Genomic DNA, 26964 nt, shown 5'->3' on the forward strand with positions numbered 1-26964 from the left:
TATCCTCTTTATTTTAAAGCTACCATTGATACAATTGAGTCGTTCCCGAAAAATGTAATCCTCACCCCATTAAAATCTAATCTTTTAGGGATTAGTGAAGAAATTGTGGGAACATATATTGCTGACTATTCAACTACTGTTGACTATACAGCAACAAATATAGATTCATCATATTCAGAAGATATTAATAATATTATATCTCCACAATAAAAAGAATGCTTAAGTAAAACAGCAAAAATAACATATAATATTTACAATTAGAGTGTATTTTAAAAGGCGACCATCCGGTCGCCTTTTTAATTTCTGTCGCTTTCCAATCAGGAAATATTACCGCGCCGGTCGCTTGGCACCATTACCTTTGGCCGCAGGCTTGCCGCCCTGCTGAGTGGCAGGTTTGGCGGAGCCGGCACGGGTCGGGGCCTTGCCCTTATGGGCGGGTTTGCCAGTTGGTTTGCCCTTACCAGCACTCTTACCAGCACTCTTACCAGCATTCTGGCCTGCGCCTTGTCCGGCGGGCTTCCCGTTCCCCAACTTGAGCTCGGAACCCAGCGGCTTGCCATTGCCCTTGCCGCTCTTGTTGGCGCTGCCGTTGGCGTGCTGGCCGTTGCTCTGGCCCGCAGTCTTGTTGCCAGCGCCGTTGCCGCGCTGATGGGCAATGTTACTGTGGCGAGTCAGGGCCGGTTTCAGCCCCTTGCCGCTGGCGGCGCGCTCGTTGCGCCGCTCATTCCTACCCTCTGCAGGCACCAGACAGCCGGGGCCGTTGCCAATCAGGTGGCCCTTGCCCATGGCGAGCAGGGCTTCGCGGATCATTGGCCAGCCTGCGGGATCGTGGTAGCGCAGCAGCGCCTTGTGCAGGCGGCGACGGCGCTCGCCCTTGGCGACAAACACATCGCCACCGGTGCGGCTCACCTTGTTTAACGGGTTTTTCTCCGTGTAATACATGGTGGTGGCGTTGGCGAGCGGCGACGGGTAGAAATTCTGCACCTGATCGAGCTTGAAGCGGTTCTCTTTGACCCAGAGCGCCAGATTGATCATGTCTTCATCGGTGGTGCCCGGGTGGGCGGAGATAAAGTAGGGGATCAGGTACTGCTGCTTGCCCGCCTCTTTGGAGTATTTGTCGAACAGCTCCTTGAACTGGTAGTAGCTGCCCATGCCCGGCTTCATCATCTTGGAGAGCGGCCCCTCCTCGGTGTGTTCCGGCGCGATCTTGAGGTAGCCGCCGACGTGGTACTTGGCCAGCTCCTTGATATAGCGGGGATCTTCAACCGCGATGTCGTAACGCACGCCGGAGGCGATGAGGATCTTCTTGATCCCCTTGAGGTCGCGCGCCTTGCGATAGAGGTTGATGGTCGGGCTGTGGTCGGTGTCCATGTGCGGGCAGATGGTGGGCCAGACACAGGAGGCGCGACGGCAGGTCTGCTCGGCCTTGGGGCTCTTGCAACGCAGCTTGTACATGTTGGCGGTGGGGCCGCCGAGATCCGAGATGACCCCGGTAAAGCCCGGCACCTTGTCGCGGATATCTTCGATTTCTTTGAGGATCGACTCTTCCGAGCGGCTCTGGATGATGCGCCCTTCGTGCTCGGTGATGGAGCAGAAGGAGCAGCCGCCAAAGCAGCCGCGCATGATGTTGACCGAGGTCTTGATCATCTCGAAGGCGGGGATCTTCTCGTTGCCATAGGCCGGGTGCGGCACCCGCTGGTAGGGCAGGCCGAAGACGCCGTCCATCTCCTCGGTTTCCAGCGGGAAGGCGGGCGGGTTGACCCAGACGATGCGATCGCCGTGAGCCTGCGACAGGGCGCGGGCACAGCCGGGGTTGGTCTCGTGGTGCAGAATGCGCGAGGCGTGGGCGTAGAGCACCTTGTCCTCTTTCACCCGTTCGAACGCCGGCAGCTTCACATAGGTTTTTTCCCACGGCTTGGGTTTGGCCGGCTGCACCAGCACGGGCTGGGCTTCCTGCGCGGCAGGTGCTGCTTCGCTAGCATCATCCGAGCATGGGGCCCCTTCCATATAGGGGTTCATGATGGGATCGATGCGGCCAATCTGGTCGAGCTTGCTCGAATCCACCCCTTTCCAGCCCGGCAGCGGCTCCTTGCGGATGACGGCAGTGCCGCGAATATCCTGCATGGTGTCGATGGTCTCCCCCGCCGCGATGCGGTGGGCCACTTCCACCAGCGGCCGCTCGGCGTTGCCGTAAATCAGGATATCGGCCTTGGCATCGAGCAGGATGGAGCGGCGGATGGTCTCGGACCAGTAGTCGTAGTGGGCGATACGGCGCAGGGATGCTTCAATGCCGCCGATGACCACCGGCACCTCCTTGAAGGCCTCCTTGCAGCGCTGGGTATAGACCAGGGTGGCGCGATCCGGCCGCTTGCCGCCCACATCCCCCGGGGTGTAGGCGTCGTCGTGGCGCAGCTTTTTATCGGAGGTATAGCGGTTGATCATGGAGTCCATGTTGCCCGCGGTCACCCCGAAGAAGAGGTTCGGTTTGCCCAGACGCATAAAGTCATCCTTCGATGACCAGTCCGGCTGGGCGATGATGCCGACCCGAAAACCCTGCGCTTCGAGCATGCGGCCGATGACCGCCATGCCGAAGCTCGGGTGATCCACGTAGGCATCCCCCGTCACCAGAATGACGTCGCAGCTGTCCCAACCGAGCTTGTCCATCTCTTTGCGGGACATGGGCAGGAAGGGCGCCGTGCCGTAGCACTCGGCCCAATAGCGGGGATAGGAGAAAAGGTTGGGTACCGGCTGCATTTTGAACACCTGGAAAAATTCGGGTCGAGCATTATACCGGTTGCGGCCAAGGGGAGCGATGGCTTTTTGTCCCTATAGATCCCGCGGAATAGGCCGCCGCCCGCAATAGCAAGGGCGCCCGCAGGCGCCCTTGTGATGATGAGGCTGATAACCGGCCCCGCTTGAGCGCGCAGGTCAGGGTTCAGGCCAAGGCTCTGATCAGGGCGCCGGAGGGTGCGACTCCCCTGCCCCCCTGGCGGCCAGCGCTTCGTCTACCTGCTGATCCCGCGCACCAGTCATGCCGGCGTGACGGGCGATCAGATGGTAGATGGCGGGCACCACCAGCAGGGTGACCAGGGTTGCCAGCGACAGTCCGAAGAAGACCACTGTTCCCACCGCCATCCGGCTCTCGTAGCCCGCTCCCATAGAGAGCATCAGCGGTACCGCGCCGATAATGGCGGTCAGCGAGGTCATCAGGATCGGCCGCAGACGGCGCACCGAGCCTGCGATGATCGCCTCCTCGAACCCTTCGCCGCGCTGGCGCAGCTGGTTGATGAACTCGACGATGAGGATACCGTTCTTGGTCACCATGCCGATCAGCATGATCATGCCGATCTGGCTGTAGATGCTCATCTCCTGCCCCGTCAGCCAGAGGCCAAGCAGACCGCCGAAGATACCGAGTGGCACCGTCACCATCACCACCGCCGGGGTCAGGGTGCTCTCGAACTGGGCCACCAACACCAGATAGACCACCAGCAGGGCGAGGCCAAAGACCAGCACCATCTCCCCCTGATTGTCGCGGTAATCCTTGGAATCACCGGCGTAATCCACCGTCATACCGGTGGGCAGGTTGGCGTTGGCCCAGCCATCGAGGAAATCGAGGGCCTCACCCAGGGTGTGGTCGGGATGGACGTCGGCGGTCAGGGTGATCGCCTTCTGCCGCTGGTAGTGGTTGAGGCGGTTGGCAGTCGCCACCTGCTTGACGGTGGCCAGAGTCGAGAGACTGACCATCTCGCCGTTGGCCGCCTTCAGGTAGATGCGGCCGAGATCCGAGATGCCGTTGAACTCGGTCTGGTTGCCGCGCAGGTAGACGTCATACTCCTCGCCCCTGTCCACATAGGTGGTCTTGCTCGCCCCGCCCAGCAGGGTCTGCAAGCTGTTGGCCACGGTGGAGACCGGAATGCCGAGCTGGCTGGCGCTGTCGCGGTTGATGGTCACCTGCAGCTCGGGGGTCTTCTCGGCATAGTCGAGATCCGGGCTCAGCATCAGGCCGCTGCCCTGCGCCGCCTGTTGCAGCGCCAACCCTTGCTGGTAGAGCTCGGCATAGTCGTTACCCTGCAGCACGAACTGCACCGGCGCGGTGGAGCCGCCGCGGAAACCGGGCTGGAAGGTGCGGATCATCACATCGGGAATGCCGGAGAGCTTGGCACCCAGCGAGCGGGAGAACTCGGTGGCGGTGACGTCGCGCTCCGCCCAGTCGGTGAGCTGGATGATCACCATACCGGTCTGATCGCCGCCACGGCCAAAGGCGGGGGTACTGAAGCTCAGCGCCTGCACCACCCCTTTGCCCAGCATCGGCATGATGGCGGACTCCACCTGCTGCATGTTGCGCTTCATCCGCTCGATGCTGGTCCCCTCTGCCCCCTTGACGAAGACATAGATGACGCCACGATCCTCGGTCGGGGTGAGGCTGGTCGGCAGTTGGGTAAAGAGGGCACCGATACCGCCCAGACAGAGCAGCAGCACCAGCGGCGTCCAGCGGGAGCGGCGCAGCACCCACGCCAGCAGGTGGCGATAGTGCCCCTCCAGCCAGCCGAGCCCGCGATCGAGCCCGGCGGTCAGCCGGTTCGGTTTATCCAGCGGGCGCATCAGCCAGGAGCCCATGGCCGGGGTGAGGGTCAGCGCCACCAGCGAGGAGCAGAGCACCGCCAAGGAGAGCAATATCGCAAACTCGGTAAAGAGCCGCCCCACCATGCCATCCATAAAGGCGATGGGGACAAACACCATCACCAGCACGGCGGTGGTGGCGATGACCGCAAAGCCCACCTCGCGGGTGCCGTGCCAGGCGGCCAGCAGCGGCGGCTCACCCCGCTGCAGATGGTGGTGGATATTCTCCACCACCACGATGGCATCATCCACCACCAGGCCGATGGCGAGAATAAGGGCCAGCAGGGTGATGAGGTTGATGGAAAAGCCGAAATACCAGGCGCCGATAAAGGCGGAGATGAGCGACACCGGCACCGTGATGGCCGGAATGAGCGTGGTGCGCCCCTGCCCGAGGAACAGATAGAGCACCGCCACCACCAGCACGGCGCAGATGGCCAGGGTCTCGTACACCTCGTCGATGGCCTGCTTGATAAAGATGGTGGAGTCGTAATCCACCTCGAGCTTGGCCCCCTCCGGCAGGAAGCGCTGCATCTCGCCGAGTTTCTTCTCGATCCCCTGCGCCACCGCCAGCGGGTTGGCGGTGGACTGGGCGACGATGCCGATACCCAGACTCTCTTTGCCGTTGCGCTGATAGGCGCTGTCTTCGTTCTTGGCTCCCACCTCCACGTCGGCGATATCGGCCAGATAGACGCTCTGGCCGTTGGCGGCTGTGGTGACTTGCAGTTGCTGGAAATCTTCCGCTGTGTGGTAGAGACGGGCGATCTGCACCGCCATGGTCATGGAGTTGTTACGGATCTCCCCCCCCGGCAGCTCGATGTTCTCCCGCTTGAGAGCCTCTTCCACATCGCTCACCGTGATGCCACGAGCGGCCATATCGGCCGGACGCAGCCGCACATACATCACCTGGGTCAGATCGCCGGAGAGCGCCACTTCGCTCACCCCGTCCACCAGACTCAGGGGGTCGACCAGCACGCGGTTGGCGTAGTCGGTCATGGCAGTGCGATCCATCTGACTGCTGCTGAAGTTGAGCCAGATCGCCACATCGCCGTTGCCGCTGTCCTTGGTCACCAGCGGCTCGTCCACATCATCGGGCAGCCGGGGCCGCGCGCGAGAAAGAGCATCGCGCACATCGGAGATCCCCTCCACCATGTTCCAGCCGAGCTTGAACTCGACAGTGATCATCGAGCGCCCCTTGCGGGTCATGGAGTTGATGTTCTTGATGCCGCTGATGCCGGAGAGCTGATCCTCGATGGGCTTGGTGACCTGACTCTCCATCACCGAGGGGGCGGCCCCCTCATAGGTGGTGGTGATGGAGACCGAGGGGATCTGCACATCGGGCATCTCCCGCACCGTCAATTTGCTGAAGGCGACCAGACCAAACACGGTGAGCAGGGCACTGAGCACCACCGCCACCAGCGGGCGGCGAACTGAGATATCGGAGAGCCACATCAGCCGTTCACCTCAGCCAGATCACGCACCTGCACCCCATCACGCAGATTGACCAGCCCCTCGACCACGATGCGATCGCCGACCTTCAGCCCCTCGGTGACCCAGACGGTCTCCCCTTCGGTCTCACCGAGCACCACAGGCACCCGCTTGACCCGGCCATCGGCCTCGAGACGGTAAACAAAGCGCTGCTCACCGGCATACTCCACCGACTGGGCGGGGATCAGGGTAAGCTGCTGGGCGGGCAGTGCCAGCTCCACATTGAGCAGCATGCCCGGGCGCAACTGGCCGTTGCCATTGGGGATCATCACCCGCGCCTTGATGTTCTGGGTATCGTTTGAAATGCGGCTATCGAGAGTGGTCAAAGTGCCGTTGAATTGCTGATCCGGCCAGGCAGTACTGGTGGCGCTAACCGCCATGCCCGGGCGCAGCAGGGAGAGGTAACGCTCCGGCACCGCCAGATCGAGGCGCAGTTTGTCGAGCTCATCGAGATGCAGCAGGGTATCGCCGCTGTTGACCAGCGCCCCTTCACTCAAGTCAATCAGACTCACGGTACCGGCAAAGGGCGCCTGCAAGGTGCGCAGGGAGAGCTCGTAGCGGGCGGCATCGAGGCGTGCCTGCACCTGGGCCACGGTGGCCTCCTGCCCCTCCAGTTCTGATTGGGTCACGGCGCCACGGGCCACCAGCTTGCGCATATCACTCAGCTTGCGGTTCTCGTCGCGCAGACTGGCGCTCTGCTCGGCCAGCTCCGCCTGCTGCTTGCCCGCATCCAGCGCGATCAGGGTCTCCCCCTTCGCCACGCTCTGACCAGATTGCACCGCAATCTTGACGATGCGACCGGTCACTTCGGGGCTGATGATGACGGAGCGATTGGCGGCCAGCTTGCCCACCAGCTTGAGGGTCGGCTCAGCCAGACTCTGCTTGACGGTTTGAGTGCGGATATTGACCTGTCTGGTCGGTGCTTTGGCGGCGGGTTCGCTGTGACGCAGCGCCCAGACGCCGGCAACCACGATTAGAAGAAGGCCCAAGCCGAGCCAGATACGCATTTTCATCGAACAGTCCATGAAGAGTGAGAGGGTAAATCCAGATTGGGGCCATTTTAGCCCCAGACTATGCCGTGACTATGTATAAATGTGACAAAACGTAACAAGAGCAGGATAAGCTCACTCTGTTTCAGGTCGCGCCGTTTGTTTTCACGCCACATCGCATACACTAACGACAATTTCCTTCGCAACCCGACTGACTGCCTATGCCCAAAATGTCTGACCACCGCTTTCTCACACGCCTGACCTGGCTCCTGTTCGCCGTGGTCATCCTGCTGATTGGTCTGACCTTGCGGCAAAGCCTGAAACAGATAGAACGCCTCTACCAGAGCGATACCCTCAACAGCGCCATCTACCTGCGAGATCGGTTCAAGCAGACCGAAGTGTTTCTGGAGGCGATGCGCGGGCAGGCCGAAGAGCGACTGCGCAGCGACCCCCAGTCGGTGCTCACCCGCCAGCTCTATCGCCATATCGAGGCGCTGCCAGAGGGGCTGGCCCTCGACAAACTCCCCGGGGATTTACCGGCCGGACTGGCGGGCAACCTCACCGGTGACGGCCCGCTGCCGCCCCCCGGCAGTGCGCGGGAGGCGCAACTTCATTTGGCCCTGAGCCTCTCCCCCTTGCTGGCCACCGCCAGCCAGCGCCTGGGCAGCGAGATCGCCTGGGCCTACTTCACCGGGGTGGACAACTTTATCTACCTCTATCCCTGGATCCCCTCCAGCCAGTTTCGCTTTGCCCGCAGCATCTATGACAAGCACTACTGGCAGGATGCGCTGATGTCACCCAACCCAAGCCGGGATACCATTCTCTCCCGCCCCTACGAAGATTTTGCCGGACTGGGCACCATGGTCACCATGTCCCAGCCTCTCTACAAGGACGGCTCGCTGGTAGGGATGATCAGCATGGACATCCTGCTCTCACGCTTGCAATCGCAGCTCAACCAGCTGGCGCCGGCGCTGGGTGAGTATCTGCTGCTCAATCAGTACCATCAGGTGCTGGCCAGCAGCGCACACCAACCCGTGGTGCCGCAAGACCCCGAGCCGACCGACGAATACCAGTGGCTGCAAGGGGCATTGCAACTGACCATGGCAATCCCAGATACCCCGCTGCGGCTGGTACACAACGTCACCCTGCTGCCGCTGGTGTGGGCCATGCTCTGCCAGTCCACGCCGACCCTGCTCGCCATCCTCTTTATGCTGCTGGCCGCCCTCTCCAATCTGAGATCCCATCGCCTCAACCAGCGGCTCAATTACCTCTCCTGCCACGATGCCCTCACCGGCGCCTTCAACCGCCACTATCTGGTGCTGCTGGAGCAGGCGGGCGATCTGACCCGGTTGCAAGCGGGGATCCTGATGTTCGATGCGGATCACTTCAAACGGGTCAATGACAACTTCGGCCATTCCGTCGGCGATATCGTGCTGATCCGGCTGGTGCAGATCTGCCAGCAGCAGCTTAGGCCCACTGATCGCCTGATCCGCTGGGGGGGTGAAGAGTTTCTGCTGCTGATTGGCCGCAGTAACGCCGCACAGATCGGCGAACTGGCGGAGCGGCTGAGAAAGGCGGTGGCAGATCACGACTGGGCCGCCATCGAGCCCGGGCTGGAGGTCACCATCAGTCTCGGCTATCTGCCCCACCAGGAGAACCTTCCCCTGCACGAAGCGGTACGCCGCGCCGATGTGGCGCTCTATCAGGCCAAGGCCAACGGTCGCAACCGCAGCGAAAGATGGCAGGATGACGCCTCCTGACTCTCGGAGTAAGCTGACCCCTCAACCCCTTTTTTGGAGGACTGTCGTGCCACGTAAACCCCGCGTAGGGCTCGCTCTCGGGAGCGGCGCCGCCAGAGGATGGGCCCATATCGGCGTCATCCGCGCCCTTGAACGTCTCGGCATCAAACCGGATTTGATCGCTGGCTGCTCCATCGGTAGCTTTGTCGGTGCCGCCTATGCCGCCGGAGAACTGGATCGGCTGGAAACCTGGGTGCGCGGCTTTACCCGCCTGCAGGTGGTCAGCCTGCTCGACCCGGCCCTCTCCGGCGGCCTCTTTCGCGGCGAAAAGGTGTTTGGTCTTGCCGCCAGCCATCTGGGGGATCCCGATCTCGAGAACCTGCCCATCCCCTTCGCCTGCATCGCCACCGAACTCGATACCGGCCGCGAGATCTGGCTGCAACAGGGCCCGCTGCGCCAGTCGGTGCGCGCCTCATGCGGCATGCCGGGGATCCTCACCCCGACGCGGATCAACGACCGCTGGCTGGTCGATGGCGCCGTGGTCAATCCGGTGCCCATCTCGCTGGCCCGCGCCATGGGGGCCGAGGTGGTGATTGCGGTCAACCTCAACACCGATATGCACCAACCCTGGACCGACGAGCCGGACCAACCCGGCAGCGGCGGCCTGCTCAGTCAGTGGCTCAATCGCGGTGAATCCGCGCCAGCCACCCCGGGTCTGTGGAGCGTGATGAGTGGCTCCATCAACATCATGCAAGAGCGGATTACCCGCGCCCGGATGGCAGGTGACCCGCCGGAGATCCAGCTCTGCCCGCGCCTTGGCAGCTTCTCCATCATGGATTTTCATCGCGCCAGCGATGCCATCAACGAGGGGGAAGCCTGCGTCGAGCGCAATCTCGATCAGCTCAAGGATGAACTGGGCCGCCTCGGGTTGCTGGGCAGTTAGTTATCTACTTGCCGCGCTCTCCAAATGAAAAAAGCGCCATTCGGCGCTTTTTTTTCAACTTACTTACCCGGTCACTCCTTACGGTAGAAGAGCAACCCGAGCAGAATCACCCCCACAGAGACCAGCAGATAGAGTCCCAGACTGGGATTGGTGATACCGCCATACAGAATGATGAGCGCGCCCAGGGTGGCACAGGTCGGGATCACGAACCGCTTTATCCAGCCCAACTCGGTAAAGGTGCGCATGTACCAGACATAGAGGAACAGATAGAGGCCATAAATCAGTACGATCGGCATCTCGTCCAGGGCGATGTAACGACCGAATGTCTCGTTGATGCTGCAGTACCACAGCACTGAGTAGATCACCGACAACAAGGCTGCCGCGAGGGCCGAATTGATTGGCATATGGTGATGCGGTTCGATACGGCTCATCCACTTGGGGGCTGGCCCCTGATTGCGGATCGCCAGCGAGTAGGGAATACGCATGGTCGCCAGCACCAGACCATTGAGGGTTCCGAGGCAGGAGATAATCACGAACACGGTCAAAATGGTCGAGGCAGTCCCGCCAAACAGGCTGGTTGTCGCGAGATTTACCGCGTTATCCCCTTGCGCCACTATCTCGTCCGTCGGCAAGACGCTGGCGATCCCCAGAAAATAGGTGACATAGACCACAAAAACTATCAGGGTGCCAATCACCAGCGCTCTGGGCAGATTCTTCTTGGAATCGCGAATTTCGCTGTTGATGGTCACGGCGGCGATCCACCCCTCATAAGCGAAGGCGGTGGCAACCACGGCCGTGGCCAGAGTGCCTCCGGTGCTTCCTATCCCATCCATTGCCTGCACAAAGTTGGTCACGGTGACACCATTGAGCAACCCTGAAATGGTGCCCACAATGGCAACCAAGATCAGCGGGATCAACTTGATCAGGGTAGAACCCACTTGCAGCTTGCCCGCCAGAACCGGGGTATAGAAGTTGATCAGATAGGTGACCGTCATATAGACAGCCGCCAGTATCCAGGTCGCACCAGAATTGGTCGGATTATCACTACCGAGCAAGATCATGGTGTACAGAGCGGCGACCCAGGCAAGGATGGCGGAAAGAGGGGCGTAATAGAGTACGCCTTTGAACCACCCCACCAGGTAACCAAACATTTTGCCGTATGCCGCTTCAGCATAATCGACGATACCGTTGGACTTTTCGATCCGCTGGGCAAACTCGGCAAACACCAGCGCGCCGAAGATCATCGAAAATGCCCCCAGCGCCCATGCCAGCAGCGCAATGGCCAGATTACCGCCAGTCAGACGCAGTACATCATCGGCCTTGAAGAAGACACCGGAGCCGATCACCACGCCGACCACCATCGCAATGGCAGTCATCAGGCCATAGCGTTTATCCAACTCATTACTGCTCATACCCATACTCCATACGATTGCTCATATCATCCTGAATGTAATAGTGTTCGGGTGGCCAGATACCACCAGGGGCCCACTTTTCGGGGCCGCTTATTCTCGTTGGCCTGCATGGATAATTCAAAGCGTGTTAGATCAAAATATCGATCGGCAACCCAAAAAAAATACCGCCCGAAGGCGGCATTTCTATTCACATCGATGATCACGCCTTGGCGAGGTCATCCGGGCCAATCTGGCCGATTTCGGCGACTTTCTTGTCTGCCAGCAGCCAGAGGGTGAACTTGTGCAGATCCGGGTGGTGCGCCAGGGCAACCAGGAAGGCGCCCCCAACTTCACGGTAACCCAGTTCGTAGTTTTTCAGCGTGGTGGGAGGAACACCCAGCAAATCTGCAAACTTCGGACGGCTCAAACCGACCGCTTCACGGATCTGACGGATCTTCTTGCCAACAGTGACGATATTTGAATTCATAATGTTCCATACTCCGTTTGGCGGATTTACTCCGCCTTTTATTTTTCGCGACGACTCGTAGTCAAGTGTATCAGTTTTGTTCGGACTCGTTATGGTCGAGCCTCTATCTTATGAGCGCCTTTCGGCGACAACCCTTGCCTTCAAGGGGGGATGGTAATCGCTCAGCCGCCTCAGGTAAACAGTCTCGAAAAGAAACCTTTATTGTGGCCCCCCCAATAACTCGTATAATCCGCCGGATACCCATTAAGAGGAATAAGTATGGCGTTTCCCGGCATTATCTCTCGCCTGCACCCCGTATCCAGCACAGAAGAACTGGCACAACAGCGCCTGCAAGGTGAACAATATCGTGCCGAAGCATTCTGGCTTCCGGCCTTGATGTCCAGCCACGCCAGCGAGCTGCTGGCCGCCCTGCCGGAGAGCTGCAGCCTGTTTCTTGAACAGGCATGCCCGGACCTGACCTTGCGCAGCCACGACGGCACCCTGCATAACAATGAGCAGCTCATCACGGTAAATGGTCAGGCTATTGTTCTGGCAACCACTCAAGGTGATGGTGGTCTGGTGCCCGAATCGGGTATGTGCGAGATGGCCAACTGGCTGGAGGCGGGACATCGCCACTTCATCTGTTCAGCTGCGGTTCAGCCTGTGGCTCGCGCCATCCTCAACATCTGGCCCCTTGACCCCTATCTGGCCCGGCATTTCTTGATGACATTTACCCCCCTGCTGCAGAGCGCAACCCAGGCAGATTACCTCGCGGTCTTTGCCGCCAGAGCGAATCCTGCCAGCCCGCATAGCGACTGGGTTCAGGCCTATATGAAGCTGGAGAAGAAACTGCACAGGGCCTATCTGGATCACTAATTAATCTGGATAAACAGCCAGTTAAGGGCACGACACAATTTGCCACAAGGCTCATTTGTGAGCTTGATCATGTTTTAAAATCGGCATAGAGTGCGCCTCGTCATCGGAATGACATCAGTTGCCTGGCAGTGGTTTTTCACGCATTGCGTGCCATGCCAGCGCACTCGACACACCAGGAGAGTGTGCAACCCGGTTATACCGGGTCATCTGCCAGACTCGACGCCAGCCGTACGGCGGAGCCTGCAGCTTACATAAATTACAAAGTGTGAAGCACGTGAATAACGTGCGATCTCAACGAGGATTTTTTTATGATGAAAATGGCTCCTTCCATGATCGCCATCGCCATGGCTGCTCTGGGTGCTACCGCTGCTCACGCCGCTGACGACATCTACTTCGGTGCCGGTGTCGGTGCTACTCACTTCAACGGCCTGAACAAGCTGGAAAGCACCAATGTAGGCCAGGAAGACGCGGCTGCTGCCAACGCCTTCATGGGTTACAACTTCACCGAAAACTTCGGTACCGAACTGGGCTACCAGTACACCGGTCGTGGCAACACCAACGGCAACCGTTACGAGAGCCAGGGTGCCACCCTGTCCGGTATCGCCCGTATGCCGGTTGGCAACGACTTCTCCCTGTTCGCTGAAGGCGGCGCCTACTGGGGTCACACCGATGGTCTGGGCACCAGCGACACTAAAGTTTCCCCGCTGGCCGGTGCTGGTGTGACTTACAAGGTAAATGACGCGCTGGATCTGCAAGCTCGCTACCGCTACATGTGGGACGTGGCTGACCTGCACGCCAACGGTGAGCGTTACAAAGCCAACCAGAGCATCGCTACTCTGGAAGCGGTATACCACCCGTTCCGTACTTCCTACGTAGCTCCGGTAGCTGCTCCGGTAGTTGAAGAAGCGCCGGCTCCTGCTCCGCAAGTTGTAGAGAAGAACTTCGCCCTGAACTCAGACGTGCTGTTTGCCTTCGGCAAAGACACCCTGAAGCCGGAAGGCGTTGCAGCCCTGAACGGTCTGTATCAGCAAATCGTTGAGTTCCAGCCGAAAGATGGCAACGCTGTTGTTGTTGGTTACACCGACCGTATCGGTTCCGACGCTTACAACCAGAAGCTGTCTGAAGCCCGTGCCCGTACCGTTGCCAACTTCCTGGTAAGCAAAGGTATGGCTGCCAGCAAAGTGGCCATCGAAGGTCGTGGCGAAGCCAACCCGGTTACCGGCACCAAGTGCAACGGCGTAACCGCTAAAGCTCAACTGATCTCCTGCCTGGCTCCGGATCGTCGCGTAGAAGTTCGCGTATCTGGCGTACAAGAAGTTCAGCAATAATCTGACCTCGTTCAGATAGTGCGAAAAAAAGGGATGCCGCGGCATCCCTTTTTGTTTGTCTCGTTCTCGCTTGCATCCCTCACTCCCGCCTCCCTGCCCTTGCCTGCCCCGTCTCGAAAGCATAAAGTAGTTGCGCCTGTAAGGTATTGGATAAGCACTAAAAAGCGCTTCTTGTCCGGTCTGTTGTCCATGACGCCAATGCATCATGAGAGTCCAAAGCCTTCGCTATCCACTTTGCTGGCGATTTTTCGCAGCAATAAAAACAAGTGCATTGCCCGACATGGGCTAACACAACGAGGATAAACCGATGAAACTCAAAATGGCTCCTACCCTGATTGCACTGGCACTCGCCGCCGCAGGCACCACAGCTCAGGCTGCCGATGACTGGTACACCGGTGTTGGTGCAGGTTGGGCTTATGCCCACGGTCTGGATGATTTTGGCAAAGACACTGACAAAGACGCCACTGCGCTGAGCCTGTTCGGCGGTTACAACTTCAACGACTACTACGCAGCTGAACTGGGCTACCTCTACGCCGGTAAAGCGGGCGTTGACGGTGCCGATTTCAAAACCCAGGGTGCCACCCTCTCCGGTATCGCCCGCCTGCCGCTGGGCGACATCTTCTCGGTGTTTGCCGAAGGTGGTGCCTACTTCAATCACGTCAACGGCAATGGCAACAGCGACAACGGCACTGCACCACTGGCAGGTCTGGGTCTGACTGCCAAGCTCTCCGACCTTATCGATGTGCAGGCACGCTACCGCTATCTGTGGAATCTGGGTGACGAGCAGAAAACCTGGGAGAGCGACATGAGCGTCGCGACCCTGGAGCTGGTGATGCACCCGAACCGTACCTCTTATGTTGCCCCGGTTGCCGCCCCTGCGCCTGAGCCGGTTCCCGAGCCGGTACTGGTCGACAAGAACTTTGCCCTGAGCTCTGACGTGCTGTTTGCCTTTGGCAAATCCACCCTCAAGCCAGAAGGTGTCGCAGCGCTCAACACCCTGTATCAGCAGATCGTTGATGTTCAGCCGAAAGATGGCAGCGCCGTGGTCGTCGGTTACACCGACCGTATCGGCTCTGACGCCTACAACCAGAAACTCTCCGAAGCGCGTGCCCGTACCGTGGCCGACTTCCTGGTTGGCAAAGGTCTGCCGGCCGGCAAAGTTGCCATCGAAGGTCGCGGTGAAGCCAATCCGGTCACCGGTACCCAGTGCAACAGCGTCAAGGGCAAGGCTCAGCTGATCTCCTGCCTGGCGCCGGATCGCCGTGTAGAAGTACGCGTCACCGGCGTGCAGCAAGTACAACAGTAATCCTCCAGTCCGACATAACAAGGAGGCCACCTGGCCTCCTTTTTCTTGCCGCATATTTCACCCACCTTGCAACCCTCTATTGCCCCCTTCCTCTTCCCGTCTCGCGCCCTAGTTCACGGCGTGTCGCCCCCCATACCTCTTTGGTGGTTAAAAACAGCCCGTCACCTATACATAAGTGTGGGGTTTGACCAGCAGGCAACCCCACTACACCAAACATCGACGAGGATACGCGATGAACATAAGAGTAAAACCTGTGTGGATTGCACTGGCATTGGCGAGCACAGGCGCACAAGCGGAACCGGTTCACGACTGGTATGCCGGGGTTGGCGGTGGCTGGGCCATTGCCCACAATTTGAATGATTTCAGTCAGGATGTCGGCAAGGATGCGACTGCGCTCTCCCTGTTTGGCGGCTACAACTTCACGGAAAACCTGGGGGCCGAGATTGGCTATCTCTCCACCGGTGACTGGGATATCAGCGGCCATGACTTCAACAGCAAGGGAGCCACGCTGTCAGTCATTGGCCGCCTGCCGCTCAGCGAGATGTTCTCGCTCTTTGCCGAGGGCGGTGGCTATATCTATCACGTCGAGTCGGTCAATGGCGGGGACGACAACCTGGCGCCGCTGGCGGGTCTGGGAGTGACGGCCCGGCTCCATGACTGGGTCGATCTGCAGGCACGCTACCGCTACATAGTGCGCGTTGGCGATGACCCGGATAACGGCAAAGCCAACAGCGGCACCCAGCGCTGGGTCAGCGACATCAGCACCGCCACGCTGGAGCTGGTGATCCACCCGAACCGCAGCCAACCCAAAGAAGCAGCCCCCACGCCCGCCCCGGTCGTGGTTCCCCCGCCACCGGCCGAACCGGAGGTGGTGGATCAGACCTTCAACCTCAGTTCCGATGTGTTGTTCGCCTTTGGCAAAGCGGACCTCAAACAGGAGGGGATGAGTGCGCTGGACGATCTCTACCAGCAGATCGTCGACGTGCAGCCCAAGGATGGCAGTGCAGTCGTGATGGGTTATACCGACCGTATCGGCTCGGATGCCAACAATCAGAGGTTGTCAGAAGCTCGGGCCCAAACCGTTGCCGACTTTCTGATCAGCAAGGGATTGCCTGCCGACAAGGTGAGCATCCAGGGAAATGGTGCGAGCAATCCGGTCACCGGCAACCAGTGTGATGCCATCAAGGCGAAGGCGGCGCTCATCGACTGCCTTGGTCCGGATCGCCGGGTAGAGGTGCGTGTCACCGGCGTACAGGGCGGCAGCGAGTAGTTGATCTTGAGGCGATAACCATGTCAGACGTGCAGTAAAAAGGGATGCCGAGGCATCCCTTTTGCTTTGCATCTTCCCGCAGAAATCAGAACGAGGTGCGACGGTAGCGGCGATATTCCGGATGCCAGAAGTTGGCGTCGATGGCCTGATCGATCACCTCGTCCGGGGTCTGCACCGCCTTGCCCTGCAGCATGGCGGTCTTGGCTACCATCTTGGCGATGTAGCGGGAGACCTGATGGATATCCGCCAGATCCGGCAGCAGAGAACCCTCCTCCCCTTTCACCAGCGGCGAACACTCTGCCAGCGCGCGACTGGCCGACATCAACATGGCGTCGGTCACCCGGGTGGCGCCGGAGGCGATGACGCCAAGGCCGATCCCCGGGAAGATAAAGGAGTTGTTGCACTGGGCGATGACGTAGCGCTTGCCCTTGTGCTCCACCGGTGCAAACGGACTGCCGGTGGCCACCAGCGCCTGACCGTCGGTCCAGCGGATGAGATCTGCCGGCGTCGCCTCGACCCGGGAGGTGGGGTTGGAGAGCGGGAAGATGATGGGACGGGCACAGTGCTTGTGCATGGTCTTGACCACCTCTTCGGTAAACAGCCCCGGCTGGCCGGAGACCCCGATCAGGATGTCCGGGCGACCATGCTCCATCACCTCCAGCAGGGAGATGTTGTCACCCACCGGCCAGTCGGCGATGCGCTCCACCGGTTGGGAGAGACGGCGCTGGAAGTCGAGCTGGTTGGGGATCTTGTCGGTGATAAGACCGAATCTGTCCACCATAAAGACACGGCTGCGGGCCTGCGCATCGGTCAGCCCCTCGGCCTTCATCTGTGCCACGATCTGCTCGGCAATGCCGCAACCGGCGCTGCCCGCACCGAGGAAGGCAACCCGCTTCTCGGAGAGCTTGGCGCCGGAGGCCTTGCAGGCGGCGATCAGGCTGCCGAGGGTCACGGCAGCAGTGCCCTGAATATCGTCGTTGAAGCAGCAGAGCTCGTTCTTGTAGCGGTTGAGCAGTGGCATGGCGTTGTTCTGGGCGAAATCCTCAAACTGCAGCAGGATATCGGGCCAGCGGCGCTTGACCGCCTGAATGAAGGCATCGACAAACTCGGCGTACTCATCTCCCGAGATACGCGGATTGCGCCACCCCATATAGAAGGGGTCATTCAGCAGTTGCTGGTTGTTGGTGCCCACATCCAGCACCACCGGCAGGCAGTAGGCGGGCGAGATGCCGCCACAGGCGGTGTAGAGGGAGAGCTTGCCGATGGGAATGCCCATGCCGCCAATCCCCTGATCACCCAGACCCAGGATCCGCTCGCCATCGGTCACCACGATCACCTTGACGTTCTGCTTGGTGGCGTTTTGCAGCATGTCATCGATCCTGTCCTTGTCCGGATAGGAGATAAACAGGCCACGGGCGCGGCGATAGATGTTGGAAAACTCTTCGCACGCCTTGCCCACCGTCGGGGTGTAGATGATGGGCAGCATCTCGGTCAGGTGGTTGTGCAGCAGACGGTAGAAGAGCGTCTCGTTGGTATCCTGGATGTTGCGCAGGTAGATGTGCTTGTCCATGTCGTTGCCAAACGCCATGAACTGGCGATAGGCGCGCTCGGCCTGCTCTTCGATGGTCTCGATATTCTGGGGCAACAGACCTTCGAGGTTGAAGTTGCTGCGCTCTTCACTGGTGAAGGCACTGCCCTTGTTGAGCAAAGGGGTCTCCAGCAGGGCGGGACCGGCGTAGGGAATGTAGAGAGGACGTTTCTGGTTATTATCTTCAAACATGGATCTTGGTACCTAAACGGTTAGCTAGACGCAGGGACCCGCCGATCCTAGGGGCTTGTCACATTAATTTCAAAGAGTTTGCACATCCGTTGCAAAAGGTTTGCGACCCAGTCGACGAAAGGCGCCGGGGGTCTGACCAGTCAGACGACGAAAGCGGTTGGCAAAGTTGGCGCCATCGCTGTAACCGACCCGGGCCGCCAGCTCGCCAAGTGGCCAGTTGGTATAGAGCAGCAGCTGGCGCGCCTTGTTCATTCTGAGCTCGGTCACCCTCGCCATCGGCCCCATACCGAACGCTTGCTGGCAGAGGCGATGCAGATGGGGCACCGAGCAAGCCATCTGTCGGGCCAGCAGGGCGACACTCCAGGGTTCGTCCAGGCGCGCCTCCACCCGGCGAAACAGTGCCTGCAATCTGAGTTCAGGGGTGCCGCGCACCTCCCCTTGCAGGGTGCGCTCCAGCAGCGCCAGCAACAGGCTGAGCAGTTGGGGTTGCAGCGAAGAGCGAACCCCTTCCCCCTGCATCAGGCTGAGCAGATGGTAGAGCTGATCGCCGCCATCCCCTTGCCAGATACGGTGACCAAGGCGATGCAGGTGCTGCCAGCGCGGCACGTCATCGAGCAAAATCCAGCTGATCTGCCAGCTTTCGCCAATCAGCTTGAGACCACCGGGCACGGCGGCGGGCAGGAAAATCAGTGATCCGACCGGAATGGCTTGCTCCCCCTCGTCGGTAAGCAGCGCCCCCCCCTCATCGTGACTCACCATCAGGATGTGAAACTCGGGGCGATTGCGGCGGATCAGGTAGTGATCCTGCACCCGGGAGAGGCCGGTCAGAAAGATCCCTGCCTCGCCGAGCAGGGGCAGCCCTTCACGTCCCAGCATCTGCTCTTCACAGGCTGGCGCTATCTCCAGACACTCGCTGGCAAATGGCATAACACCTCAACAGGATAGTTTCACACAAGAAAACCGAGAGCTACTCACAGTGAGAAGAGCCTCATCAGCCCCTATCATACCCCTGACAAACCTTGCTTTTCTCATACCCGGTTAACAACTATGAATTATTGGCAAGCGATTTTAAAACAAACCACCGATCGCGAGTTCATGACCCGACTGTGGCGGCTGGCTCTGCCTGTCTCGCTGCAATCCATGATGTTCTCCCTGCTCGGCCTCATCGATATCATGATGGTGAGCCAGCTTGGCACCACGGCTGTGGCGGCGGTCGGCTTGGGTAACCGGGTCTTCTTCTTCAATCTGCTGGTGATAGCGGGCCTCGCGGGCGGGGTCTCGGTATTGGCAGCACAATACTTCGGGCGCGGGGAGATGGCCGGGGTGCGCCGCTCCCTGGCGCTGGCCATAGTGGGCGCCTTGCTGGTCACCCTGCCCTTTGCCTTCATCTATGTGTTATCACCGGGCAGCGTACTCGGTTTTGCCAGTCAGGATCCGACACTGCGGGCACTGGCGGATCAATTCTTGATGATCACCGGCGCCACCATCCTCTGTACCGCCATCGTGGTGCCGCTGGAGTCAGCCCTGCGCTCGGTCGGCAATGCCGCCGCGCCGACTCGCATCGGCATTATCGCCATCATCGCCAACGTCATCCTCAACTACGCCCTCATCTTCGGTCACTTCGGCTTCGAGGCGATGGGGGTCGCCGGTTCGGCCTGGGGCACCACCATTTCACGGCTGCTGCAGACAGCCCTGCTACTGCTCTACGTAAAGCGTTATGAAGCGCGCCTGATCCCGCGCGCACCAGACTGGCTGGCCGCCTTCAAGCGCAAGGAGGTGGTGCGTTTTACCCTGATCGCCCTGCCGCTGCTGTTCCATGACGGCCTCTGGGCCTTCGGCATGCTGATTTACGGCTTTCTCTACGCCCATCTTGGCACCGATTCGCTGGCCATCATGACCACACTCGGCACCCTGGAGAGCATCCTTATCTCCCTCTTCTTCGGACTGGCGGTAGCCTGCTCGACCCTGCTCGGCCACCGGCTCGGGGCCGAGGAGTACGAGATTGCCTGGCAGCACTCCCAGCTGTTCCTGCTGCTGGCACCGATTGGCGCTCTGCTGGTGGGGATCATCGTCTGGCTGCTGCAAGCCAACCTGTTGCAGTGGGTCGGCAACCTGCCCCCCGAGCTGATGACAGAGGCTGGACAGGTGCTCGGCATCATGTGCCTCGGGATGCTGCTCAAGGTGTTCAACATGGTGGGGATCATCGGGGTGCTGCGCTCTGGCGGTGATGTGAACTACAGCATCTTTATCGACATCGTCGGCATGTGGTGCATCGGCATCCCGTTCGCCTGGGTGGCGGTCACGCTGCTCGGCTGGCCCCTCTCCTGGGTGGTGGCGGTGGTCTTGCTGGAGGAGCTTAGCAAGGTGCTGCTGGTGCAGCGCCGTATTCACCAACGCTGCTGGTTGAAGAATCTGGTGATCGGATAAACAGCCACAAATCGGGGTCATATCAATGACAGAAAAACCCTGTTTGCAGTATGCTGGGCGCCTCTTCAATCAGAGGCAGGGATCCACGATCTCCCTGTCCAGTAGTCGTTTAAGGAGACGAGCATGCAACCACAGAAAGAGCTGATCACCGAGACGGCCCTGCTTGAGATGGCCAACAAGATCATCAAAGAGCATGAAGACTTCATCCACGGTATGCGCGCCGATTCGGTGGAGCAGAAGGGGGATATTCTGGTGTTCAAGGGGGAGTATTTCCTGGCCGAAGATGGCACCCCGACCGGCAAGACCATGGCGGTCTTCAACATGTTCAAGCTGCTGGCCCAGCAGCTCTCCGGCAAGTACAAGCTGGCCTGATCGCACCAGCTCATTGCCAACAGGATGCCGCCCTCAGGCGGCATCTGTTTTTGCGCGGTTCTGACCCTCGACCACCACGCAGTTGCGTCCCGCCATCTTGGCCTGATAGAGGCACTCGTCAGCACGGTTGATCAGAATGTCGATGGTGTCATCGGAACGAGCCATGGCAATCCCGATACTCACCGTCACCTCCAGCAATTCGTCCGAAGTGGGGCTCTTCACCAGCCGCGCCTCGACGGCAATGCGCAGCCGCTCGGCCATTTTGCTCGCCAGCGCCGGATCGGCGCAGTTGTGCATCAGGATGGCAAACTCTTCGCCGCCATAACGCCCCAGCACCATATCAGGCTCCAGCTGCTCCCCCAGGGTGGTCGCCACCTCCTTGAGCACCGCATCCCCCGCCAGATGGCCGTAGATATCGTTGATCCGCTTGAAGCGATCGAGATCCAGCAGCATCACCGCAAAGGGCTTCTTCTTGAGTTGCAGCCGGATTCTGGCCTGCTCCAGCTGCTTCATCAGCAGGCGGCGGTTCATCATGCCGGTCAGCTCATCGGTGGTCGATTCCCGATAGAGCCGCAGCAGCATGTTGAGTTGGCCGCACTGCACCCAGCAACTGGCCATGGTAAACATGCCGAGCACCCACACCTGATTCAGGGTGGCCTGACTCCAGATGCTCTGCCCCACCAGCAGCCAGTGGCCCAGCAGCATGGTCACCAGTACCACGCCTGCCAGTTGCAAGCCGAGGGAGAGAGGGATGGGGAAGATGGCAAACAGGGTGATCAGCAGATAGGGAAAGGCCGCATAGCCCGCCTGTAACTCCTGTCCCGCGCCAAAGCTGTTCAGGCAGAAGAGGGAGAAGAGCATCATCACGGCCATCAGGTAGCCAAGGGCCAGCTTCATCCGCTCCCGCTTGAAGTGGATGAGGTACGAGAGCGGAATAAGTGGCGAGAGCGCCAGGGTGCAGAAGATCCTGGCCTGGAACAGCTGCTCGAAATGAACGGCGGGCAAGGTCAACCAATCCACCACGGCCCAGGCGGGCAATCCGAGCATCAGCAAGCAGGTCAGCAGGCGCAAACGCACCGTCATAAAGCCCATGCGAGTACGAGTAAAGTCTTCGGAGTGAACCCTCGCACTCCAGAACTCTGACAACTTGAGCATCCAGAGTCTCCACGATGAATACTGAGGGCTCATTCTACACCTACAAAGTGGTAAAAATGTCATTAGCGGGGAGAATAAAAAGGAGAGGTCGGTCACACAAACCGACAGATGATAATCGCAGCGCGCAAACGTTTCAACCCATCAAAAAATAAACCTTTTTTTGCATAATTAGCGCTGGTCAGCCTCATTTCAATCACTACAATAGCGCCCAATTTTCTCCCCTCCCCACACAATTCGAGGTACTTATGGAACAGGCTGCTGTCACACGCGCCAATCGAGAGGCACATCCACCCAGGCGAGCCCATAGCGAACTGGTCTATGGCATAGAGGATGTCCCGCCTCTGCCCCAGACGCTGTTCGCCGCCCTGCAGCATATGCTCGCCATGTTTGTCGCCATCATTACCCCGCCCCTGATTATTGCCAATGCCCTCGGCCTCCCTGCCGCCGACACCCGTTATATCGTCTCCATGTCGCTGGTCATGTCCGGCATCGCCTCCTTCATTCAAACCCGCCGCTTCGGCCCCATCGGTTCCGGCCTGCTCTCGGTACAGGGCACCAGCTTCAACTTCCTCGGCCCCATCATTGCCTCCGGTCTCGCCCTCAAACAGGCGGCCATGCCCACCGAGGATCTGTTGGGTACATTGTTCGGCACCATGATGGTTGCCGCACTCACTATCGTGGTGATGAGCCGCTTCCTCCATCTGGTGAAACGGATCATCACCCCGCTGGTGACCGGCATAGTGGTGCTGCTGATCGGCCTGACCCTGATCAAAGTGGGCCTGATCAGCATGGGCGGCGGCTATGCAGCCCTCTCTGATGGCAGCTTCGCCAGCCACACCAACCTCTTCCTCTCCCTGCTGGTGCTCGGCCTTATCGTGTTGCTGCAACGCAGTCGCAACCCCTGGTTGCGCCTCTCCGCCATCATGATCGCCATGCTGGCGGGCTATGCCGTGGCGCTGCTGCTGGGCAAAGTGAGTGCCCCCACCTTCGACGGCCCGCTGGTGATGGTGCCCATTCCGCTCCACTACGGTCTCGGCTTTGACTGGCAGCTGTTCGTGCCGCTCGCCATCATCTTCGTGGTGACGGCGCTCGAAGCGATCGGCGACATGACCGCCACCTCGGATATCTCCGGCGAGCCACTGGAAGGGCCTGTCTATATGGAGCGGATCAAAGGCGGCGTGCTGGCCGATGGTGCCAACTCCATGCTGGCAGCGGTTTTCTCCACCTTCCCCATGTCCACCTTCGCCCAGAATAACGGCGTCATTCAGCTGACCGGCGTCGCCAGCCGTCACGTCGGGCTCTTTATCGCCGCCATGCTGGCCCTGCTCGGCCTGTTCCCGGCGGTCGCCAGCCTGGTACAGCAGATCCCCGAGCCCGTGCTGGGCGGAGCGACCATCGTCATGTTTGGCACCATCGCCGCCGCTGGCGTGCGCATCATTGCCCGCGAGGAGCTGGATCGCCGCGCCCTGATGATCCTGGCAGTGTCGCTGGCCATGGGGCTGGGAGTCGCGCAGGTGCCGGAAGTGCTGCAACACCTGCCGGAGCTGGCCAAGAGCGTACTCTCCTACGGCGTAGCCACCGGTGGCATTACCGCCATCGTGCTCAACCTGCTGCTGCCCAAGCGCGAAGCGCGTCACTCCTGAGACATCGTCCACCGATAGCCAACCCAAGCCCCGCACTTGCGGGGCTTTACCTTGCCTGTCGCCACGGGTAGTGTGCTGGGCAGCCTTTTTTGAGGATGCCGCCATGCCCTATCCCCTGCTCTCTCCCCTCCCCGATACCGCTTCACCCGCACAGATACTGACGCAAGAGCAGTGCTGGTTGCGCGACTGTGCCCATGACGGCCAGCCCCGCGCTCACCTCTGGCAGGCGCCCCAATGCCTGATTGTCACTCGCAAAGATACCCGCCTCCCCCATTACGAAGCCGCCTGCAAACAGCTGGCAAACGAAGGCTGGCCGGTGCATGTGCGCGACAGCGGCGGTACCGCCGTGCCCCACGGGGCGGGGATCCTCAATCTATCCCTGCTGCTGCCCCGCACCACCACAGATCTCGCCCACTACTACCGGCTGCTGGGGGCGCCGCTGCTGACCCTGTTGGCGGAGTACGGCCTTGAGGGAAGCTATGACTTCGTGCCCGGATCCTTTTGCGATGGTCAGTACAATCTGGTGATCGGGGGACGCAAGATCACCGGCACCGCCCAGCGCTGGCTGGCACCGGGGCAGGATCACCAGGGCGCCGTGCTGGCGCAAGCCATGCTGCTGGTGGCGGGTGATGTGGATGAGGGAACCAGAATGGCGAGCCGCTTCTACGAATTGGCGGGCGGCGAGCTGCGTTTTATGGCGGGAACCTCCACCACGCTGGCAAGGTGCATCGGCTGGAGCGGTAGCGATCAGGCACTGGTGGAGAAAGTGCGAGCACGTCTGGATAGCCTGCTGAGCGAGGGGCTATCCCCCCCCCTGACCTTATTCCGAAGGGAGAGGGAAAGTCCCCGTCCATAGACACGGCGCACAAAAAAGCCACGACCGGAGTCGTGGCTTGTTCTTTTCAATGGGAACGTGAAACGGGCTGAGGCGTTCAGGCCGTCTGCGGCTCCGGTTCTGCTTCGCTATCCAGATCCCGGCTAAAGTAGGCGCGGGTCTCGGCGATCACCACATGGCGCAGGCCAATCAGGCCGATGAGGTTGGGCACCGCCATCAGGCCGTTAACGATATCGGCAAGGAGCCAAATCATGTCCAGATGGAGGAAAGCACCGCTCGCAACCAGCGCCAGGGGCTATCCCCCCCATCCTGACCTTATTCCGAAGGGAGAGGGAAAGTCCCCGTCCATAGACACGGCGCACAAAAAAGCCACGACCGGAGTCGTGGCTTGTTCTTTTCAATGGGAACGTGAAACGGGCTGAGGCGTTCAGGCCGTCTGCGGCTCCGGTTCTGCTTCGCTAGACCAGATCACCACATGGCGCAGGCCAATCATGGGCACCGCCATCAGGCCGTTAACGATATCGGCAAGGAGCCAAATCATGTCCAGATGGAGGAAAGCACCGCTCGCAACCAGCGCCAGATAGACCAGACGATAGGGCTTTCACCCCGAACAGGTATTCGGTGCAGCGCTCGCCGTAGTAGTTCCAGCCAAGGATGGTGGTAAAGGCGAAGAACAGCAGGCCAATGCTCACCAGATACTGGCCGACATGAGCATCGAGCCCCTGGGCAAAGGCCAGACTGGTCATGGCCGCGCCGCTTGCATCGCCGCTCCACACGCCTGTGACCACCAGGGTCAGGCCGGTCATGGTGCAGATGATGATGGTGTCGATGAAGGTACCGGTCATGGAGACCAGCCCCTGCTCCACGCACGAATCGGTCTTGGCTGCCGCCGCCGCGATGGGCGCAGAGCCCAGTCCCGATTCGTTGGAGAAGACCCCGCGCGCCACCCCGGACTGGATTGCCAGCATGATGCTGGCACCGACGAAGCCACCGGTCGCCGCATGGCCGGTGAAAGCACTCTCGATCACCAGCATGACAGCATCGGGCAGGGCGCTGGCGTTGTTCACCAGCACGCCCAGACAGGCGACGATGTAGAAGATGGCCATGAAGGGCACCACCTTGCTCGACACACTGGAGATGGACTTGATCCCTCCCAGGGTCACCAGCGCCACGATCAGGGTCAGCACCACGGCGGTCGCTTCACGGGGCACCGAGAAGGAGAGGCTCATGGCGTCGGAGATGGCATTGACCTGCGGGAAGGTACCGATCCCGAAGAAGGCCACACCGATACCAAACAGGGCAAACAGCTTGGCGAGCGGCTTGGAACCGAGCCCCTTCTCCAGATAGTACATGGGGCCACCCGCCATCTGGCCGTTGGCATCCTGCTCGCGATATTTGACCGCCAGCAGACACTCGGCGTACTTGGTGGCCATGCCGAACAGCGCCGCCATCCACATCCAGAACAGGGCACCGGGGCCGCCGAGCTTGATGGCGGTGGCCACCCCGACGATGTTACCGGTACCGATGGTGGCAGAGAGGGCGGTACAGAGGGCGCCGAAGCTGGAGACATCCCCCTGCTTGCCCTGCCCCTGATCGCGACCAAAGACCAGCCGCAGAGCGAGCGGCAAGCGCACGACCTGAAGCAGACCCAGACGCAGGGTGAGATAGATACCGGTCCCGACCAGCAGGATCAGCAGGGGCGGCCCCCAGATAAAGCTATCGATGGCGGTTAACGCCGATTGAATTGATGACATGCATCCTCCTTAAGAAACAGAAATTAAGGAGGAGAAGGATGATCTTCCCATAGGTGTCGCGATCGGCCAGAGGCGATCGGATGCGGGCCAAGCCCAGGTACAACCATCCCATCCCCTCTGTCCTTTTGCCTGAGAGTTTCCGGCGCCAGCCTGCCCTTGCGGGTAGTCATGGTGCCTTGCTCCTTCGGCGCCCGATTTAACGGGTCTCTCCAGAGTATCGTCCAGTAGCAGTCCACACCGGTTGCCCGGTACCTGAAAGATTCACTTCTTCGGTGGATGGTTGCCCATCGCTCTCCTGCAACCTTCATCCGAACTAGTTTGGATTAGGAAGTCGGCATGTTAATCCAAAAAATGTGAGCTGTCTCGCACTTGGCCGCCCCCATTTATATTTTTTAGTGGCCGCCAGAGCAGCGACAAGAATGTTAAATGTTAGTTAACTATCAACAAGTTAGGCTCTCACGGATCAAATGTGGCCCAAACGGGAAAAATGGCGGATAGAGAACAGTGATCCCTCTCGTTTCGCCAAGAAAATCTTGCCGACATATCCAATCAAAATGCTTGCACACAGAATCAATAAGCCGATAA

At 59.9% G+C, this 26964-nt stretch carries 19 protein-coding genes, 1 pseudogene and 2 riboswitches; of the genes and pseudogenes, 10 read left to right on the top strand and 10 right to left on the bottom strand.

Annotated elements, in window-relative coordinates:
• Nucleotides 1-327: 327 nt before the first annotated feature.
• The 3 genes from ACTG2O_RS19925 to ACTG2O_RS19935 all read right to left on the bottom strand — a co-directional run bounded on the left by ACTG2O_RS19925 (nt 328) and on the right by ACTG2O_RS19935 (nt 7118).
• Nucleotides 328-2754, bottom strand: coding sequence for a YgiQ family radical SAM protein (locus tag ACTG2O_RS19925; RefSeq protein ID WP_439976532.1), 2427 nt, complete (start codon nt 2752-2754; stop codon nt 328-330).
• Nucleotides 2755-2952: 198 nt separating this feature from the next.
• A complete protein-coding gene (locus tag ACTG2O_RS19930; RefSeq protein WP_100654259.1) occupies nt 2953-6069 on the bottom strand; it encodes an efflux RND transporter permease subunit in 3117 nt (1038 codons plus the stop codon).
• Complete coding sequence (locus ACTG2O_RS19935) at nt 6069-7118, bottom strand: efflux RND transporter periplasmic adaptor subunit (RefSeq protein WP_323874747.1); 1050 nt, start codon at nt 7116-7118, stop codon at nt 6069-6071. Before ACTG2O_RS19935 ends, ACTG2O_RS19930 begins: the two co-directional genes overlap by 1 nt.
• Before the next feature lie 197 nt (nt 7119-7315).
• Here ACTG2O_RS19935 and ACTG2O_RS19940 point away from each other — a divergent pair, with 197 nt between their 5' ends.
• Together ACTG2O_RS19940 and ACTG2O_RS19945 are read left to right on the top strand one after the other, a co-directional pair.
• Complete coding sequence (locus ACTG2O_RS19940; RefSeq protein WP_439976533.1) at nt 7316-8854, top strand: sensor domain-containing diguanylate cyclase; 1539 nt, start codon at nt 7316-7318, stop codon at nt 8852-8854.
• Nucleotides 8855-8900: 46 nt separating this feature from the next.
• On the top strand, nt 8901-9776 hold the full coding sequence (locus ACTG2O_RS19945) for a patatin-like phospholipase family protein (protein ID WP_005338362.1): 876 nt from the start codon (nt 8901-8903) through the stop codon (nt 9774-9776).
• A 71-nt stretch (nt 9777-9847) separates the two neighbouring features.
• Here ACTG2O_RS19945 and ACTG2O_RS19950 read toward each other — a convergent pair whose 3' ends face one another.
• Together ACTG2O_RS19950 and ACTG2O_RS19955 are read right to left on the bottom strand one after the other, a co-directional pair.
• Entirely contained in the window at nt 9848-11188 is a 1341-nt protein-coding gene (locus ACTG2O_RS19950) for an APC family permease (RefSeq protein ID WP_005338365.1), read from the bottom strand.
• 199 nt (nt 11189-11387) lie between these two features.
• Nucleotides 11388-11654, bottom strand: a complete 267-nt coding sequence (locus ACTG2O_RS19955; RefSeq protein ID WP_005338367.1) for a helix-turn-helix domain-containing protein — start codon at nt 11652-11654, stop codon at nt 11388-11390.
• A 258-nt stretch (nt 11655-11912) separates the two neighbouring features.
• On the opposite strand from ACTG2O_RS19955, the gene ACTG2O_RS19960 reads away from it, so the two are divergent.
• The 4 genes from ACTG2O_RS19960 (at nt 11913) to ACTG2O_RS19975 (ending at nt 16413) form a co-directional block, all read left to right on the top strand.
• Nucleotides 11913-12509, top strand: a complete 597-nt coding sequence (locus tag ACTG2O_RS19960; RefSeq protein WP_439976534.1) for a hypothetical protein — start codon at nt 11913-11915, stop codon at nt 12507-12509.
• A 308-nt stretch (nt 12510-12817) separates the two neighbouring features.
• On the top strand, nt 12818-13837 hold the full coding sequence (gene ompA, locus ACTG2O_RS19965; protein WP_139405972.1) for a porin OmpA: 1020 nt from the start codon (nt 12818-12820) through the stop codon (nt 13835-13837).
• A 307-nt stretch (nt 13838-14144) separates the two neighbouring features.
• Nucleotides 14145-15143 carry a porin OmpA gene (ompA, locus tag ACTG2O_RS19970; protein ID WP_127008130.1) on the top strand — a complete coding sequence of 333 codons (999 nt, stop codon included), beginning with the start codon at nt 14145-14147 and terminating at the stop codon, nt 15141-15143.
• 232 nt (nt 15144-15375) lie between these two features.
• Nucleotides 15376-16413 carry an OmpA family protein gene (locus tag ACTG2O_RS19975; RefSeq protein WP_123173541.1) on the top strand — a complete coding sequence of 346 codons (1038 nt, stop codon included), beginning with the start codon at nt 15376-15378 and terminating at the stop codon, nt 16411-16413.
• Nucleotides 16414-16498: 85 nt separating this feature from the next.
• Here the strand turns inward: ACTG2O_RS19975 and ACTG2O_RS19980 are convergent, their stop codons facing one another.
• Both ACTG2O_RS19980 and ACTG2O_RS19985 read right to left on the bottom strand, forming a co-directional pair.
• Nucleotides 16499-18193, bottom strand: a complete 1695-nt coding sequence (locus ACTG2O_RS19980; protein WP_005338379.1) for an NAD-dependent malic enzyme — start codon at nt 18191-18193, stop codon at nt 16499-16501.
• Nucleotides 18194-18262: 69 nt separating this feature from the next.
• On the bottom strand, nt 18263-19120 hold the full coding sequence (locus ACTG2O_RS19985; RefSeq protein ID WP_439976535.1) for a helix-turn-helix transcriptional regulator: 858 nt from the start codon (nt 19118-19120) through the stop codon (nt 18263-18265).
• A 120-nt stretch (nt 19121-19240) separates the two neighbouring features.
• On the opposite strand from ACTG2O_RS19985, the gene ACTG2O_RS19990 reads away from it, so the two are divergent.
• A complete protein-coding gene (locus tag ACTG2O_RS19990) occupies nt 19241-20620 on the top strand; it encodes an MATE family efflux transporter (protein WP_439976536.1) in 1380 nt (459 codons plus the stop codon).
• Between the two features lie 123 nt (nt 20621-20743).
• Nucleotides 20744-20992: a YciN family protein gene (locus ACTG2O_RS19995; protein ID WP_005338382.1), complete on the top strand. Its 249-nt coding sequence runs from the start codon at nt 20744-20746 to the stop codon at nt 20990-20992.
• A gap of 33 nt (nt 20993-21025) precedes the next feature.
• Here ACTG2O_RS19995 and ACTG2O_RS20000 read toward each other — a convergent pair whose 3' ends face one another.
• Nucleotides 21026-22147 (bottom strand): GGDEF domain-containing protein, encoded by a 1122-nt coding sequence (locus tag ACTG2O_RS20000; RefSeq protein WP_005349944.1) that lies wholly within the window; start codon nt 22145-22147, stop codon nt 21026-21028.
• A gap of 245 nt (nt 22148-22392) precedes the next feature.
• Here ACTG2O_RS20000 and ACTG2O_RS20005 point away from each other — a divergent pair, with 245 nt between their 5' ends.
• Nucleotides 22393-23790, top strand: a complete 1398-nt coding sequence (locus tag ACTG2O_RS20005) for a nucleobase:cation symporter-2 family protein (RefSeq protein WP_040066712.1) — start codon at nt 22393-22395, stop codon at nt 23788-23790.
• Nucleotides 23791-23893: 103 nt separating this feature from the next.
• On the top strand, nt 23894-24646 hold the full coding sequence (locus ACTG2O_RS20010) for a lipoyl protein ligase domain-containing protein (protein ID WP_439976537.1): 753 nt from the start codon (nt 23894-23896) through the stop codon (nt 24644-24646).
• Between the two features lie 76 nt (nt 24647-24722).
• On the opposite strand, the gene ACTG2O_RS20015 is transcribed toward ACTG2O_RS20010, so the two are convergent.
• Both ACTG2O_RS20015 and ACTG2O_RS20020 read right to left on the bottom strand, forming a co-directional pair.
• Nucleotides 24723-24917 carry an alanine:cation symporter family protein gene (locus tag ACTG2O_RS20015; RefSeq protein ID WP_439976678.1) on the bottom strand — a complete coding sequence of 65 codons (195 nt, stop codon included), beginning with the start codon at nt 24915-24917 and terminating at the stop codon, nt 24723-24725.
• Between the two features lie 135 nt (nt 24918-25052).
• Nucleotides 25053-26379, bottom strand: a pseudogene (locus ACTG2O_RS20020) (alanine/glycine:cation symporter family protein).
• A 107-nt stretch (nt 26380-26486) separates the two neighbouring features.
• A riboswitch (glycine riboswitch) is annotated at nt 26487-26602 on the bottom strand.
• Nucleotides 26603-26613: 11 nt separating this feature from the next.
• Nucleotides 26614-26687: riboswitch (glycine riboswitch) on the bottom strand.
• Between the last annotated feature and the right edge of the window lie 277 nt (nt 26688-26964).

It is taken from the genome of Aeromonas sp. 61P (assembly GCF_051919545.1).
GTDB classification, from domain to species: Bacteria; Pseudomonadota; Gammaproteobacteria; order Enterobacterales; family Aeromonadaceae; genus Aeromonas; species Aeromonas veronii.